This window comes from Bradyrhizobium sp. Bra78 (genome assembly GCF_024519855.1).
Classification (GTDB): Bacteria; Pseudomonadota; Alphaproteobacteria; order Rhizobiales; family Xanthobacteraceae; genus Bradyrhizobium; species Bradyrhizobium japonicum_G.
On sequence record NZ_JALJRE010000018.1, the window covers coordinates 20,661 to 32,833 of the forward strand.

General features: G+C 64.5%; 14 protein-coding genes and 1 pseudogene. 11 read left to right on the plus strand and 4 right to left on the minus strand.

All coding sequences use genetic code 11. The features are described from left to right. The first annotated feature begins 134 nt into the window (after window positions 1–134). A complete protein-coding gene (locus tag OC450_RS30545) occupies window positions 135–1,229 on the plus strand; it encodes an HD-GYP domain-containing protein (protein ID WP_211383952.1) in 1,095 nt (364 codons plus the stop codon). A gap of 54 nt (window positions 1,230–1,283) precedes the next feature. Here the strand turns inward: OC450_RS30545 and OC450_RS30550 are convergent. Both OC450_RS30550 and OC450_RS30555 read right to left on the minus strand, forming a co-directional pair. Further along, window positions 1,284–2,864, minus strand: a pseudogene (locus tag OC450_RS30550) (AMP-binding protein). 224 nt (window positions 2,865–3,088) lie between these two features. Then, window positions 3,089–3,499 (minus strand): VOC family protein, encoded by a 411-nt coding sequence (locus OC450_RS30555; protein WP_262049248.1) that lies wholly within the window; start codon window positions 3,497–3,499, stop codon window positions 3,089–3,091. Between the two features lie 125 nt (window positions 3,500–3,624). Between OC450_RS30555 and OC450_RS30560 the strand changes: the two genes are divergently transcribed. Beyond that, window positions 3,625–4,599, plus strand: coding sequence for a Bug family tripartite tricarboxylate transporter substrate binding protein (locus OC450_RS30560; RefSeq protein ID WP_211383955.1), 975 nt, complete (start codon window positions 3,625–3,627; stop codon window positions 4,597–4,599). Between the two features lie 130 nt (window positions 4,600–4,729). Here the strand turns inward: OC450_RS30560 and OC450_RS30565 are convergent, their stop codons facing one another. After that, window positions 4,730–5,977: a S1C family serine protease gene (locus OC450_RS30565; protein ID WP_211384215.1), complete on the minus strand. Its 1,248-nt coding sequence runs from the start codon at window positions 5,975–5,977 to the stop codon at window positions 4,730–4,732. 202 nt (window positions 5,978–6,179) lie between these two features. Here OC450_RS30565 and OC450_RS30570 point away from each other — a divergent pair, with 202 nt between their 5' ends. From OC450_RS30570 to OC450_RS30590, 5 genes are all read left to right on the plus strand, one after another. Further along, the gene (locus OC450_RS30570; protein ID WP_211383956.1) at window positions 6,180–6,797 is read left to right on the plus strand and encodes a hypothetical protein; all 618 of its coding nucleotides are present in this window, start codon (window positions 6,180–6,182) and stop codon (window positions 6,795–6,797) included. Next, window positions 6,784–7,158, plus strand: a complete 375-nt coding sequence (locus OC450_RS30575) for a winged helix-turn-helix domain-containing protein (RefSeq protein WP_211383957.1) — start codon at window positions 6,784–6,786, stop codon at window positions 7,156–7,158. Before OC450_RS30570 ends, OC450_RS30575 begins: the two co-directional genes overlap by 14 nt. Window positions 7,159–7,187: 29 nt before the next feature. Continuing rightward, a complete protein-coding gene (locus OC450_RS30580; RefSeq protein ID WP_211383958.1) occupies window positions 7,188–7,928 on the plus strand; it encodes a di-trans,poly-cis-decaprenylcistransferase in 741 nt (246 codons plus the stop codon). A gap of 165 nt (window positions 7,929–8,093) precedes the next feature. Next, on the plus strand, window positions 8,094–8,627 hold the full coding sequence (locus OC450_RS30585; protein ID WP_211383959.1) for a GNAT family N-acetyltransferase: 534 nt from the start codon (window positions 8,094–8,096) through the stop codon (window positions 8,625–8,627). 88 nt (window positions 8,628–8,715) lie between these two features. After that, the gene (locus OC450_RS30590; RefSeq protein WP_211383960.1) at window positions 8,716–9,204 is read left to right on the plus strand and encodes a Crp/Fnr family transcriptional regulator; all 489 of its coding nucleotides are present in this window, start codon (window positions 8,716–8,718) and stop codon (window positions 9,202–9,204) included. On the opposite strand, the gene OC450_RS30595 is transcribed toward OC450_RS30590, so the two are convergent. Further along, window positions 9,143–9,970, minus strand: coding sequence for a metallophosphoesterase (locus OC450_RS30595; protein WP_211383961.1), 828 nt, complete (start codon window positions 9,968–9,970; stop codon window positions 9,143–9,145). The genes OC450_RS30590 and OC450_RS30595 overlap by 62 nt on opposite strands. 168 nt (window positions 9,971–10,138) lie before the next feature. On the opposite strand from OC450_RS30595, the gene OC450_RS30600 reads away from it, so the two are divergent. The 4 genes from OC450_RS30600 to OC450_RS30615 all read left to right on the plus strand — a co-directional run bounded on the left by OC450_RS30600 (window position 10,139) and on the right by OC450_RS30615 (window position 12,110). Beyond that, window positions 10,139–10,825: a DNA-3-methyladenine glycosylase I gene (locus OC450_RS30600; protein WP_211383962.1), complete on the plus strand. Its 687-nt coding sequence runs from the start codon at window positions 10,139–10,141 to the stop codon at window positions 10,823–10,825. A gap of 28 nt (window positions 10,826–10,853) precedes the next feature. After that, window positions 10,854–11,147 (plus strand): DUF1330 domain-containing protein, encoded by a 294-nt coding sequence (locus OC450_RS30605; RefSeq protein WP_211383963.1) that lies wholly within the window; start codon window positions 10,854–10,856, stop codon window positions 11,145–11,147. 206 nt (window positions 11,148–11,353) lie between these two features. After that, the gene (locus OC450_RS30610; protein ID WP_211383964.1) at window positions 11,354–11,647 is read left to right on the plus strand and encodes a hypothetical protein; all 294 of its coding nucleotides are present in this window, start codon (window positions 11,354–11,356) and stop codon (window positions 11,645–11,647) included. Window positions 11,648–11,900: 253 nt separating this feature from the next. Continuing rightward, window positions 11,901–12,110, plus strand: a complete 210-nt coding sequence (locus tag OC450_RS30615) for a hypothetical protein (protein WP_211383965.1) — start codon at window positions 11,901–11,903, stop codon at window positions 12,108–12,110. Window positions 12,111–12,173 lie beyond the last annotated feature (63 nt).

The window sequence follows — 12,173 nt, forward strand, 5'->3', positions numbered from 1 at the left end:
GCCCCCTTGCGGAACCGGATCCGTAAAATTGCGTGCAATTCCGGAAGGCTCCATTGAGCACGCCTCTTAAGGGCCGGAGAACCTGATCTGGCTTAGGCTGACGCCAAATCCAGTCCCGTGCTTTTGGGGAAGCCATGAACGCGCCAGCCAAATCCGCCGCCAAACGCCGGCTTCTGCTCGCCTCCGACCGGAGCGACGAGAGCACCGAGCTCGCCAGCATCCTGAAGGCGGTCGGCGAGGTCTCGACGGTGACGACGCAGGAGATTCCCGAGCAGCCCTCGCGCGATCTCTCCGGCCTCGTGGTCGACATCAACCTGCGCTCTCCCGAAAGCGTGCAGCGGGTGCGCAACAAGCTGCGCGGCGATGCCTATCGTTCGATGCCGCGGCTGTTCGTGCTCGCCGATGCCCTGCATCACGGCACCATGCAGGCCTGGGCGCTGGGCGCCACCGACACGATCTCGCGGCCGCTTCAGCCCGACGCGATCCTGCAGCGCATCCGCGCCGCCTTCCCCGACACCGCCGTCTACGACGCGACCGATCGCGGCAAGACGCTCAACCGCGGCGTCGAGGCGGCGCATGCGGTGCTGAAGAAGATGTTCGATAAGCTACCGCTCGGCGTGCCCCTGACCTTCGACGACGTCATCGCCGCCGAGACCAAGATCCTGAAGGCGATCAAGCACTCCTCGCTGCGCGAGTGGCTCACCACGGTGGGCTGCCACCACGTCGGCAGCTACCGGCACTGCCTGTTCGTGACCGGCTTTGCGGTCTCCTTCGCGCAGCACCTCGGCATGCGCGAGGATGACCAGCGCCGGCTGACCCGCGCCGCGCTGCTGCACGACGTCGGCAAGGCCTTCGTTCCCTCCGCGCTGCTCGACAAGCCCGGCAAGCTCACCGATGAGGAGATGACCGAAGTCCGCCAGCATCCGCGCCGCGGCTATGACGCGCTCGCCGCCCAGGGCGGCTTTCCGCCGGAGATGCTCGACGTCGTGCTGCATCACCACGAATTCCTCGACGGTTCCGGCTATCCCAACGGCCTGTCGTCGAACCAGATCAGCGATATCGTGCGGGTCACCACCATCGTCGACATCTACGCCGCGCTGGTGGAAAAGCGCGCCTACCGCATGCCATTCACCCATTCGCGTGCGTTCGCGATGATGGAAGGCATGGGCGGCAAGCTGGATCAGCAGCTGTTGCAGGCGTTTCGTCCGGTGGCGCTGGGGTCGTTCTGAGTTTTGTCGTCCCGGCCCTCGTGCGCAATTGCGCACCAGGCCGGGATGACATCCTCACCCCACCATCTTCCTCAGTTCCGCCTTCGCGACCTTCTCCAGCGTCGAGCGCGGCATGTCGTCGACCAGCCTGATCTCGCGCGGCACCTTGAAGTCGGCAAGGCCGGTGCGGCAGGCCGCCATCACGCGATCATGCAGATCGGGGGCTGCGCCCGCGACGCCGCCCTGCGGGATGATGAAGACGACCGGCACCTCGTCCAGCATCGGATGCGTCTTCGCCACCACGGCGGCCTCGCGCACGCCGGGGACGAGTGCGATCACCTGCTCGATCTCAGATGCCGCCACGTTCTCGCCGCCGACTTTGAGCATGTCCTTGCTGCGGTCCCCGAAGCGGATGTAGCCGTTCTCAAGCCGCACCACGCGATCGCCGGTGAGAAAGAAGCCGTGCTCGTCGAAGCTTTCGCGCGTCGCCTTCTCGTTGTGCAGATATTCGGCGAACAGCTACAGGCCAGCGATGCCCTTGATCGAAAGATTGCCGGTGTCGCCGACCTCGGTCGGCCGCCCGTCATCGTCGGTGATGCGGATCTGGTATTCGCTCGCGGCGCGGCCGATCGACATCGGGATGTTGGGCTGATCGACCTCGCCGACGATGCCGTGGGTGATGGTCTCGGTCATGCCCCACCAGCCGATGATCTTGACGCCGAAGGCGGCGAAGGCCGGCGGCTCGTTGATCGCCGAGCCCCACAGCCGGAATTTGTGGTCCGTCGGGATCTCCTGCTCGAGCAGCGCCTTCATGCAGAACGGAATCGTCGAGGTCCAGGTCGAGCCGTGCTCGCGCGCGGCGCGCCAGAACCGGCTGGCGGAGAAGCGGGGCTGGATCACGCAAGTCGCGCCGACCCACAGCGTCGCCAGCATCGAATAGGCCAGCGCATTGGTGTGGAACAGCGGCAGGTAGGCCTGGTGCACGTCGCCGGCGTGCAAATCCTCGTGCGCGGCGTTGACCTTGGCGCCCCACAATGCGTTGGCGTGGGTCCACAGCACTGCCTTGGGGCGCGATGTCGTGCCCGAAGTATATTGCACGCTGCACGGCGCGAAAGGATCGGTCGCGCGCCTGGGACGGTCGGCGCTGTCGGCGAACAGCGATTCGAAACTGTCGCCGCGCGAGATCGCCTGCGCCGGTGCCGTGCCCGCATCGTGCGAGGTCACCGCCATCCAGCGGATGTTGCGGCAGTTCTGCGCGACGATCTCCGCATAGGCCGGCTGCGTGATCGCGGCGACCGCGCCGCAATGATCGGCGAAATAGTCGATCTCGGCCGGTGCCGAGCGGGTATTGGTGGTGACCGCGATGGCGCCAAGTTCGACGCAGGCGAACCAGGCCAGCAACGCCTCGATGCAATTGTCCAGGTGAATGAGCACGTATTCGCCTGGCCTGATGCCGCGCCCGGCAAGCCCCGCCGCGAGCGCGCCGACCCGCTCGTGAAACTCGCCATAGCTCCAGTGCCGCGCGGGCGCGTCGAACGGCGCCCAGATCAGGAACGGATGTGAGCTGCGCACCTCGGCCCGCAGCTTCAGCAGCCAGGGCACGTCGAGCCCGTCGAACGGACCGACGATTCCGGCCGTGGCTTGTTGAATTGGCATGGTTCCTCCCGTGCAGCCTGCATCTTGATGGCGGCTGCCCTTTGATGATTGCGTCTTCCTGCCATCGGATGGCGCGGGGAGCAAATCGGGGCAGTCTCTCCGCCGACATTGCGAGGAGCCCTTGCGACGAAGCAATCCAGTCTGCCGCTGCGGGGGCATTTCTGGATTGCTTTGCTTCGCTCGCAATGAAGGTACTTGGGACGCCAGCGAACGCCCCGAACGCGCTAATCCGCGTACGACGAAATCTCGATCAGGCTCCCATCGGGGTCCCGGCAATAGACCGAGCGCAGCGTGCCGCGGGCGCCCTGCTTGGGAGCCGGGCCCTCCTCGATCGCGACGCCATGTGCCTGCAAATGCGCCACCACCTCGTCGGGCGTGGCGGAGGTGAGAAAGCACAGATCCTCGCTGCCGGCGGTCGGGTGGTCGGCGGTGAACCACTCCACCTTGTCGGCTTCACGCGGCCGGACGTTGATCTTCTGGTTACCGAATTGTAGCGAAGTCCGCGGCGCTTTGCCGCCGCCGGGGTCGAACAGCTTGACTTCCATGCCGAGAATCTTTCCGTACCACGCAGCGGTCGCTGCGACGTCGGCGACGTTGATCACGAGATGATCGAGGGCTTCGACCTTGACCGGCATGGCTTATCCTTTCGTCGTGATATGCCCCGTGCACTTTCCGCCTGCGGCAAGCTTTGTTACAACTGCCTCGACGCCTCTTTCAAGCTATCCGGCTTTCAAGAACAACACGTGGGAGAACCCTTGAGATGATCACTCGCCGTACCGCGCTGAGCCTGCTCGCCGCCAGTCCGCTTGCAGCCAGCCCGCTGTCGAAGGCTCTTGCCGCCGATTATCCGGCCCGGCCGGTGAAATGGGTGGTCGGCTATCCGCCGGGCGGGGCCACCGACATCCTGGCGCGGCTGATCGGCCAGCGGCTGTCGGAGAAGCTCGGCCAGCAATTCGTGATCGAGAACAAGCCGGGCGCCGGCAACAATATCGGCACCGAATCGGTGATCAATGCCGAGCCCGACGGCTACACGCTGCAGCTGGTCAATCCGGCCAACTACATCAACGCCTCGCTCTATACCAATCTGAAATTCAATTTCGTGCGCGACATCGCGCCGGTCGCCTCGTTCCAGCGCGTGCCGAACGTGATGACCGTCAACAAGGACGTGCCGGCCAAGACCGTCGCCGAGTTCATCGAATACGTGAAGGCCAATCCCGGCAAGGTCAACATGGCCTCGTCCGGCAACGGCACTTCGGTGCATCTGTCCGGCGAGATGTTCATGGCGATGACCGGCTGCAAGATGCAGCACGTGCCCTATCGCGGTGCGGCACCTGCGATCACCGACATGCTCGGCGGCCAGGTCCAGGTGATCTTCGACAACATGCCCTCGATCATCCAGCACATCCGCTCCGGCAGCTTGCGCGCCATCGCCGTCACCACCGCGGAGCGCTCGCCACAACTGCCCGACGTGCCGACGATCGGCGAGACCGTGAAGGGCTATGAGGCGAGCGCGCTGTTCGGCATGGGTGCGCCGAAGAACACGCCCAAGGAGATCATCGCCAAGCTCAACAGCGAGGTCAACGCGCTGATGAAGGAGCCGGACATGACCAAGCGCCTGGTCGAGCTCGGCGGTGAGCCGCGGGTGCAGACGCCCGAGGCGTTCGGCGAGGAGATCAAGGCCGAGACCGAGAAGTGGAAAAAGGTGGTCGAGTTCGCCGGCTTGAAAGTCGATTAGCGATGTTGCGATGACCGGGAATGGAGCCCTGCCGCAAGGCAGGGCTTTTTTCTTGCGTGCCTTGCCGCCTTGATCCGGAATGAAACGGTGCGGCGAAACGCGCAGCTGTATGGCGCGCATGAACCCGGCCTTACCGCTTCGCCTCGGCCTGCTCGGTCCCGTTGCACGAGATCAGCACCGTATATGACCGCGCATTGCCGGCGATGTCGGTGGTCTTGAATTCGCCCTTCGGCTCCGCGGTCTGGTAGGGCACCACGGAGTTGTCGAGGAAGTCGCGCAGCGCACCGGTCTTGATTGCGAAGTTGATGTTTTCAGGGATGTTGCCGGTCGCAGCGGCGATCCGTAATCCGTCGAGCTTGCCCGTGACCACGCCCACGATCTGTCCGCTGGTATCGAACAGCGGGCCGCCGCTATTGCCGGGCTGCACGGGCGCGCTGATTTGCAGGAAACGCGAATCGTTGCGCAGGCCGCTGAGCGAGCTGACGATCCCGGTCGTCACGGTGAAATCCGACGTCAGCAGCCCGTGGAAGGGAAAGCCGATCGCGACGATGGAATCGCCGGAGCGGATCGAACGGTCGCGAATCCGGGCGAAGTCCTTGAACGCCGTCGCCGACGGCGCCTGCAGCAGAGCGAGATCGTTGTTGGCATCGCTCGACACCACGCGCAGCACCATCGCCGCTTCGCCGGTGAGATTGCCCTTGATGTCGCCCACGCAGCCGTCAATCACATGATTGTTGGTGACGACGTGCCCGTTGGAGCTGACGACAAAGCCTGTGCCGCTCTTGGTTCGAGCAGACTTGCTGCCGGTTGCCGGTGATGCCTGCTTGTCCGGCGCGGCCTGCGGCTTGGCGGCAATCCTTGTAAAGTCGCCGGCCTTGTCCAGTCCGTCGACTTTAACTCTGGTGACACAATTGGTCACCGCGGCCACCAAAGGCGCCGTTGATGTCAGGCTGAATTGAAAGGGTGTGCCCCTCGCCACGGCTACCATCAGGCTCGCCTTCTGGAGGGCGCGAGCGACGTTGGCGGGCAGAACTGCGGAGACCATGACCTCGGAAAACGCCGTCCCGAAGAGCCTCGCCTCGGTCTGGCCATCGAAGGTTACGTCGATCGTCAGGTTCTCGCCCTTCTTGAAGCGAAATGCTGGATTGGCAAAGCCGAGCAGCCAGGAGTTGTTTGCATCCTGGCCAACAAGCAAAGTGACGCCGTTGGCGTAAGGTGTGCTTGCAGCGCAGTGTGAGAATGCGCCGGTCGAATCATTGGAAAAGGCGCCGCCGTTCCAGTTGCCGACGTGGATGGAGCCGAACGGCCCCGCCGCATGCGCCAAGCTGACGACGGCCAATTGCAACGAAGACGCGACGACGAATGACTTGAGCCACATACCAGCCCCCCGGAAATGCTTTTGCCTCCATCTTATCCGTGGGAGGTGGTGCCGCGCAACCGTGAGTTGTCTTTTCGGGCGCAGTCTCCTTGCCGCGAGTTTCGGGCTTGCATTTACTTTGCCTTGCCGTATGCTTTGCAGTACAAAGTGAAGGGATCAGCGGTCCCGAAAAGCGTGGGCGGAGTGGGGCTTGGCGTTGCCAATGCGCGATCTCGACAAGGCACTGGCCGACATCGTGGCGATCCGCAGCCAGATCGCGGCGGGCACGGCGTTCCGCGGCTACGGCCCGGCGACGATGGCCGCGACCGGCGCGGTCGCGCTTCTCACCGCGATCCTGCAATTCTGGCTGCTCGGCGATCCCACCGGCGAGCCGCTCGGCTTCTTTCTCGGCTGGTTCATTGCCGCCGTGCTCTCCGTCCTTGTGATCGGCATCGAGATGCGCGCGCGCTCCCGCCGGCATCATTCCGGCCTTGCCGATGCCATGATCCACCAGGCGGTCGAGCAGTTCCTGCCCGCAGGCGTTGCCGGCGTGCTGCTTGCGGTGGTGGTGTGGAAGTTCGCAGGCGAGACGCTGTGGCTGCTGCCGGGCCTGTGGCAGATCCTGGTGTCGCTCGGCATCTTCGCTTCCGTCCGCTCGCTGCCGCGCACCGTCGCGCTGGCCGGCGCCTGGTATTTCGTATCAGGCTTTGTGGTGGTGGTGCTGGCGAGCCGAACCCATACGCTGTCACCATGGACCATGGGACTGCCCTTCGTGATCGGGCAGTCGATGATGGCGGGCATTCTGTATTTCGCGTCCGGAGACCATGATGTCGAAGATTGACAGCGCACCCTTCTCTTACGAGGGACTGGATCGCGTGATCCACGAGAAGGCGAGGCTCGGCCTTCTGACCTCGCTGATGGCGCATCCTAAGGGTCTGGCGTTCGCCGACCTCAAGCAGCTCTGCGGCCTCACCGACGGCAATCTCAGCCGGCATCTCGGCGTGCTCCAGGAAGCCGGCCTCGTCGAGGTGACCAAGGGTTATGAGGGCAATCGTCCGCACACGACCTGCCGCCTCACCAAGGCCGGCCGCCGCCGCTTCCTCGACTATCTCGCCGTGCTCGAGCGCCTGGTGCGCGACGCGGCGAAAGCCGCCGGCCGCGAGGCGCCGCCGCTCGGCCGTCTCGGCATCATTTCGACCTGATCCCCCTTTTTTTGACCGGAGACTTTGCGATGCAAAGTGGCGCTATGTCCTGCGACGAAAAGCTTCACGTCGGTATCATCATGGACGGCAACGGACGATGGGCGACACGCCGCAACCTGTCGCGCGTACGCGGCCACGAGGCCGGCGTCGAGACGATCCGCCGCATCGTCGAGGCCGCGCCCAAGCAGGGCATCGGCACGCTGACGCTCTATGCGTTCTCCACCGACAATTGGCGCCGGCCGAAGGCCGAAGTCGCCGCGCTGATGACGCTCTTGCGCTTCTATCTCGCCAACGAGGTGCAGAGTCTGGTGAAGAACGGCGTGCGTCTCACGGTGATCGGCCGCCGCGACCGCCTGCCCGACGGCATCGCCAATGCGATCGCACGCGCGGAAGACGCCACTGTGCAAGGCAGCACGCTGCACTTGCGCATCGCGGTCGACTATTCCGCGCGCGACGCCATCCTCGCCGCGGCGGCGAAGGCGGCGGCGCTGACGAGCCTCACCCGCGAAGCCTTCTCGCAGCTCGTCACCGGCGAGGCGGGGTTGCGCGACGTCGATCTCATCATCCGCACCTCGGGCGAGAAACGGCTGTCGGACTTCCTGCTCTGGGAAGGCGCCTATGCCGAGCTGCACTTCACCGAGCGGATGTGGCCCGAATTCGACGCGGCCGATCTCGCCGCGGCCCTGGCCTCCTTCCATGGCCGCGAACGCCGCTTCGGCGGCCTCCAGGCGATCATGCCGGAAGAGGTGCCTTCACTCTCTCGGGCGTGACGCAGCGCGGGGCGCGAGGCCGCGTGAGCGCGGCCCGTATGTGACGCACGGCCCAGGGCGACGTATTGTTCGTTTTCGGCCGCAAGATTGGCAGCACCGTCCAAGCGGCAATTGCGCGGTCTCGGCTAGGTGTGCATTCGACGCAACCTGCCGAGAGCCTCGCGCATGTCACAGCTATCTCTGGATGCCGCTGTCGAGCCGAATGAGACGAGAGATGCACTCTGCATCAGGGTCGCCAATGCCTCCGATGTTGAAAGCCTCTCGATCTATTTCACGGGCCTTTCCGCGACAACGCGCAACAGGCGCTTCATGGGCGCGCGGGCGGACTTTGCCGTGGTCGCGGCCGAGTGCCTGACAAAGACCAGCGGTCCCGATCATTTTACGCTGCTCGCCGAGCTCACGCAGGAGGGGCAGAGCGCAATCATCGGCGAAGCGCTCTACGCCTACGATGCGACCGCGCGGCACGGCGAGTTTGCCATCTCGATCGCCGACGCCTTCCAGCGCAAGGGCCTTGGCTTCCAGATGATGACCGCAATGGAGCGGCGCGCGAGCGATCTCGGTCACGAGATGATTGCGGCCGAGACTGCGCGGGCCAATACCGAAATGCGGGGTCTTGCGAAGAAAGCGGGCTTCGCCGATACCGGCCTCGGTGACTGGCAGTCGGTCCATCTCGCCAAGCGCCTGTCGCGGGTGCCCTAGCCGCGTTGATTTGCCGCGTGGCACGGATCGTGCTCTAGTATGTGCTCTGGTATCGCCGGGTATCCCCGGCGATGGGAGCTTTCGCAAGATGCGCGCAGTTCTGGATCATTGCACCGGCGGAACGGAGCGGCCGGTCGCGGCCGGCACGCTCGTCGTCACCGAGGGCGGCACCAGCAGCGGTCACCTCTACGTGCTCGTGGAAGGCAGGCTCGAAGTGCTCAAGGGCGACACGGTGGTCGCGACCATCGTCGAGCCCGGCGCGGTGTTCGGCGAAATGTCCGTGCTGCTCGGGCTGCCGCATACCGCAACGGTGCGCGCCGCCAAGGATTCGGTCATCTACGAGTTTGAGGACGCGGCGTCATTCCTCATAGAGAAGCCGGAGGTGGCGCTGCTGCTCGCGCGCACGCTGGCCCAGCGGCTCAACGTCGCCAACACCTATCTTGCCGATCTGAAGCGGCAATATGCCGGTCATGGCACTCACCTCGCGATGGTCAGCGAGGTGCTTCAGAGCATGATCAACCTGCCGCCGCTTGAGGTCTCGCCAGGCTCGGATCGACAATCCGATCCAAGGATGTGAGCCAGTCCGGCGGCTCCTCGACATGGCAAGCCGGTCGCTTCAGCGGCGCGGCGAGATCGATCCACTGCGCTTCGCCCGCCGCCAGCCAGAATGCCTTGTTCGCATCGAGGTCCAGCACGATATGCGTCGGCGGCCGGCCCGGTTGCAGGCCGGTATTGAACACCCAGGTCTGGCCCAGCCGGTCGAACCACGAACCGTCGGGGATGAAGGGCGACTGATGCACGTGGCCCGAGATCACCATCGAGGGCTGGTACTGCATGATCCATTGCACCAGCTCGACATCGCCGAAGAAACGCTTGCCGCCCCAGCTCGTCGGTGAATTCGCCGGCGGCGCATGATGCACCCAGATCCAGCGCTGCGGCCGGCTGACGGCGGCGTCGCGCAACTGGTCGGCGAGGCGCTGCTTGACCATCGGCCCATCCCACCACGGGCACACCGTGAACAGCGTGTCGCCGAGGGTGAGGTCGTCGCCGTCGCAGGCAATGCCCAGCTCGCGCACCTCCGAGATCCAGCGCGAGATCTTCTCGCCCTCCGCATTGCGCTCGTCGAGGTCGTGATTGCCGGAGCAGAGGATGACGCGGGTGGTGTCGGCAAGAAGCGTCAGGTACTTCTTCACCACCACGATCTGCGCGCGGAAATCCACCATCGAGCCGATGTCGAGCGCATCGCCGGCGAAGATCACGAGGTCGAATTGCGGAGCCGCGCTGACCAGCCAGTCGAGCTGCGGCAGTGAATAGTGCAGGTCGGCCACGACCAGGCAGCGCATTGAAAATCCGTTTGCGAGATTGAAAATGTCTGGGAATTGCAAAATGTCGTAAGGCAAGAAGCAGACCAGCACGGCCGCCGCCTCCCGTCAATCGCGGGGCTGGACCGGTTCGTCGAATTCTGATGTCGTGTCTGAAGTCTTGGCGCACCCTCACCCGCTCGTGTCCGCATGACCTCTTTCAAGACCATCCGTGCCCGCGCCGAGAAGCGCAAGGGCGGACCCAAGGCGCTGGACAGGCTGATGCCCGACAAGCCCGACCTGAAGAGGCTGGCGAAGCTTGGCGACGACCGCATCCTCGCCGAGATGACGAGGCGCGTGTTTTGCGCGGGCTTTGCCTGGAGCGTGATCGAGACGAAATGGGACGGCTTTGAGGACGCGTTCCTGCGCTTCCAGCCGGCCGAGCTCACCTTCCAGCCCGAGGATTATTGGGAGGGCCTGCTGCGCGACGCGCGCATCGTGCGCAACGGCGCCAAGATCATGTCGGTGCGCGACAATGCCGCCTTCGTGCAGGCGATCGCGAAAGAGCACGGCAGCTTCGGCAGATTTCTGGCGAAATGGCCGCCGTCCGACGAGATCGGCCTGCTCGATCTCCTCACCAGGCGCGGCAGCCGTCTCGGCGGCAACACCGGCCAGATGCTGCTGCGCTTCGTCGGCTGGGACGGGTTCGTCACCTCGAAGGACGTGGTGGCCTGCCTGCGCGATGCGGGTCTCGACATTGCCGAAGAGGTGAAATCGAAGGGCGATCTAGCCAAGGTCCAGGCGCAGTTCAACGCCTGGGCCGAGGAGACCGGTCTGTCCTACACATATCTGTCACGTATCTGCGCGCTGTCGGTGGGCGAGAACCGAAGCGAGTAGCGGGTCACTGGAAATCAGGAGAACAGGAATGGCCAAAGCCTATTGGATCGCCGCCTACCGTGCGATCAAGAACCCCGACGCCATGGCGGCCTACGCCAAATTGTCGCGTCCGGCGATCGAGGCGGCCGGCGGCCGTGTGCTGGCACGCGGGATGCCGGCCGCGGCCTTCGAGCTCGGTCAGATGGAACGCGTCGTTCTCATCGAGTTCGACAGCGTCGAGAGCGCCAGGGCTGCCTATGCGAGCCCGGCCTATCAGGCCGCTCACGACCTGCTCGGAGACGGTGCCGACCGCGACATCCGGATCGTAGAAGCCGTCGACTAGCGCCGTCCCCGCGCAGATCTTGTGCATCCTGTGGCGATCTCGTGCCGCGCGCGCGGCAGATGCGGCGCGCGATCACGAAATGCATTTCTGTCGGAACATTTGTGCGCAGCACCCGTTCGGGAGCTTGAGCCAGGCGAACATCGGCGCAGGGAACACCCGCTCTGGCTCGGCTCAATGAAACCGACATGACAGAAACGGAGCAGCTCATGAAGCTCACATCCGAACAGGTGAAGCAGACCGTCAACCAGCTCGGCGCTCAGGTGCTGCCCGACGAGCATCCCGCCATGCCGCAGCTCAACAGCATGTTCGGCGAGCACACCTTCTTCGTCGACGAGATGGGACTGAAGGTCCTCGAGCCCGCGGCGTCGCCCGGTGCCGACCGCGAGAGCGGCGAAGTCGTCAGCCTCGCCGACTGGGGCGATTCCGACCTGACGCGCCTGATGGCGCACGAACCCGAGCCGACCGGCGTGATCGTCGTGTTCGGGCACATGAGGCATTGATCGGCTCGGCGGATCGACCTTCGGTGGCGAGTCTGAAAATCCCGCCACCGTCCCTTCGCACAGCGAGCGCTCTGTGCGGCTTTCTGCATTCGCCGAGAGTCCCGTCGGTTCGGCCCAGATGCCGAACGTCGGCTGCGGCTCCGTTGAATTGAGGTTCCCGACCATCCATGTTGGATGCATCAAAGAGCAATCTCAGGCTTGTGAGTGGCAAGCATGGGCACGCGATCTAATATGAATCTGCGGAGGACAGCCAATGCAATACAGCTCCGAGTTCATTCAGACCATGCGTCGGGCGCTAGAGGCCGTGATGGCGAGCGTGCCCTCTGATCAATCGGTCTTCGGCCTGAAAGCGGCCGTAGCCGAATGCATCCTGAAGGCGGCCGCACACGGTCAGACGTCGTACGACGGACTGGTGACGTCGGCTTCCGACCAGATCCAGGCGATCATCTCGATGCTGACCTGAGCGTGTCCTCGGCTGAGCAGACGATGCCTCCAACGCGAGCTATCACAAGGACAACTCGGGTGA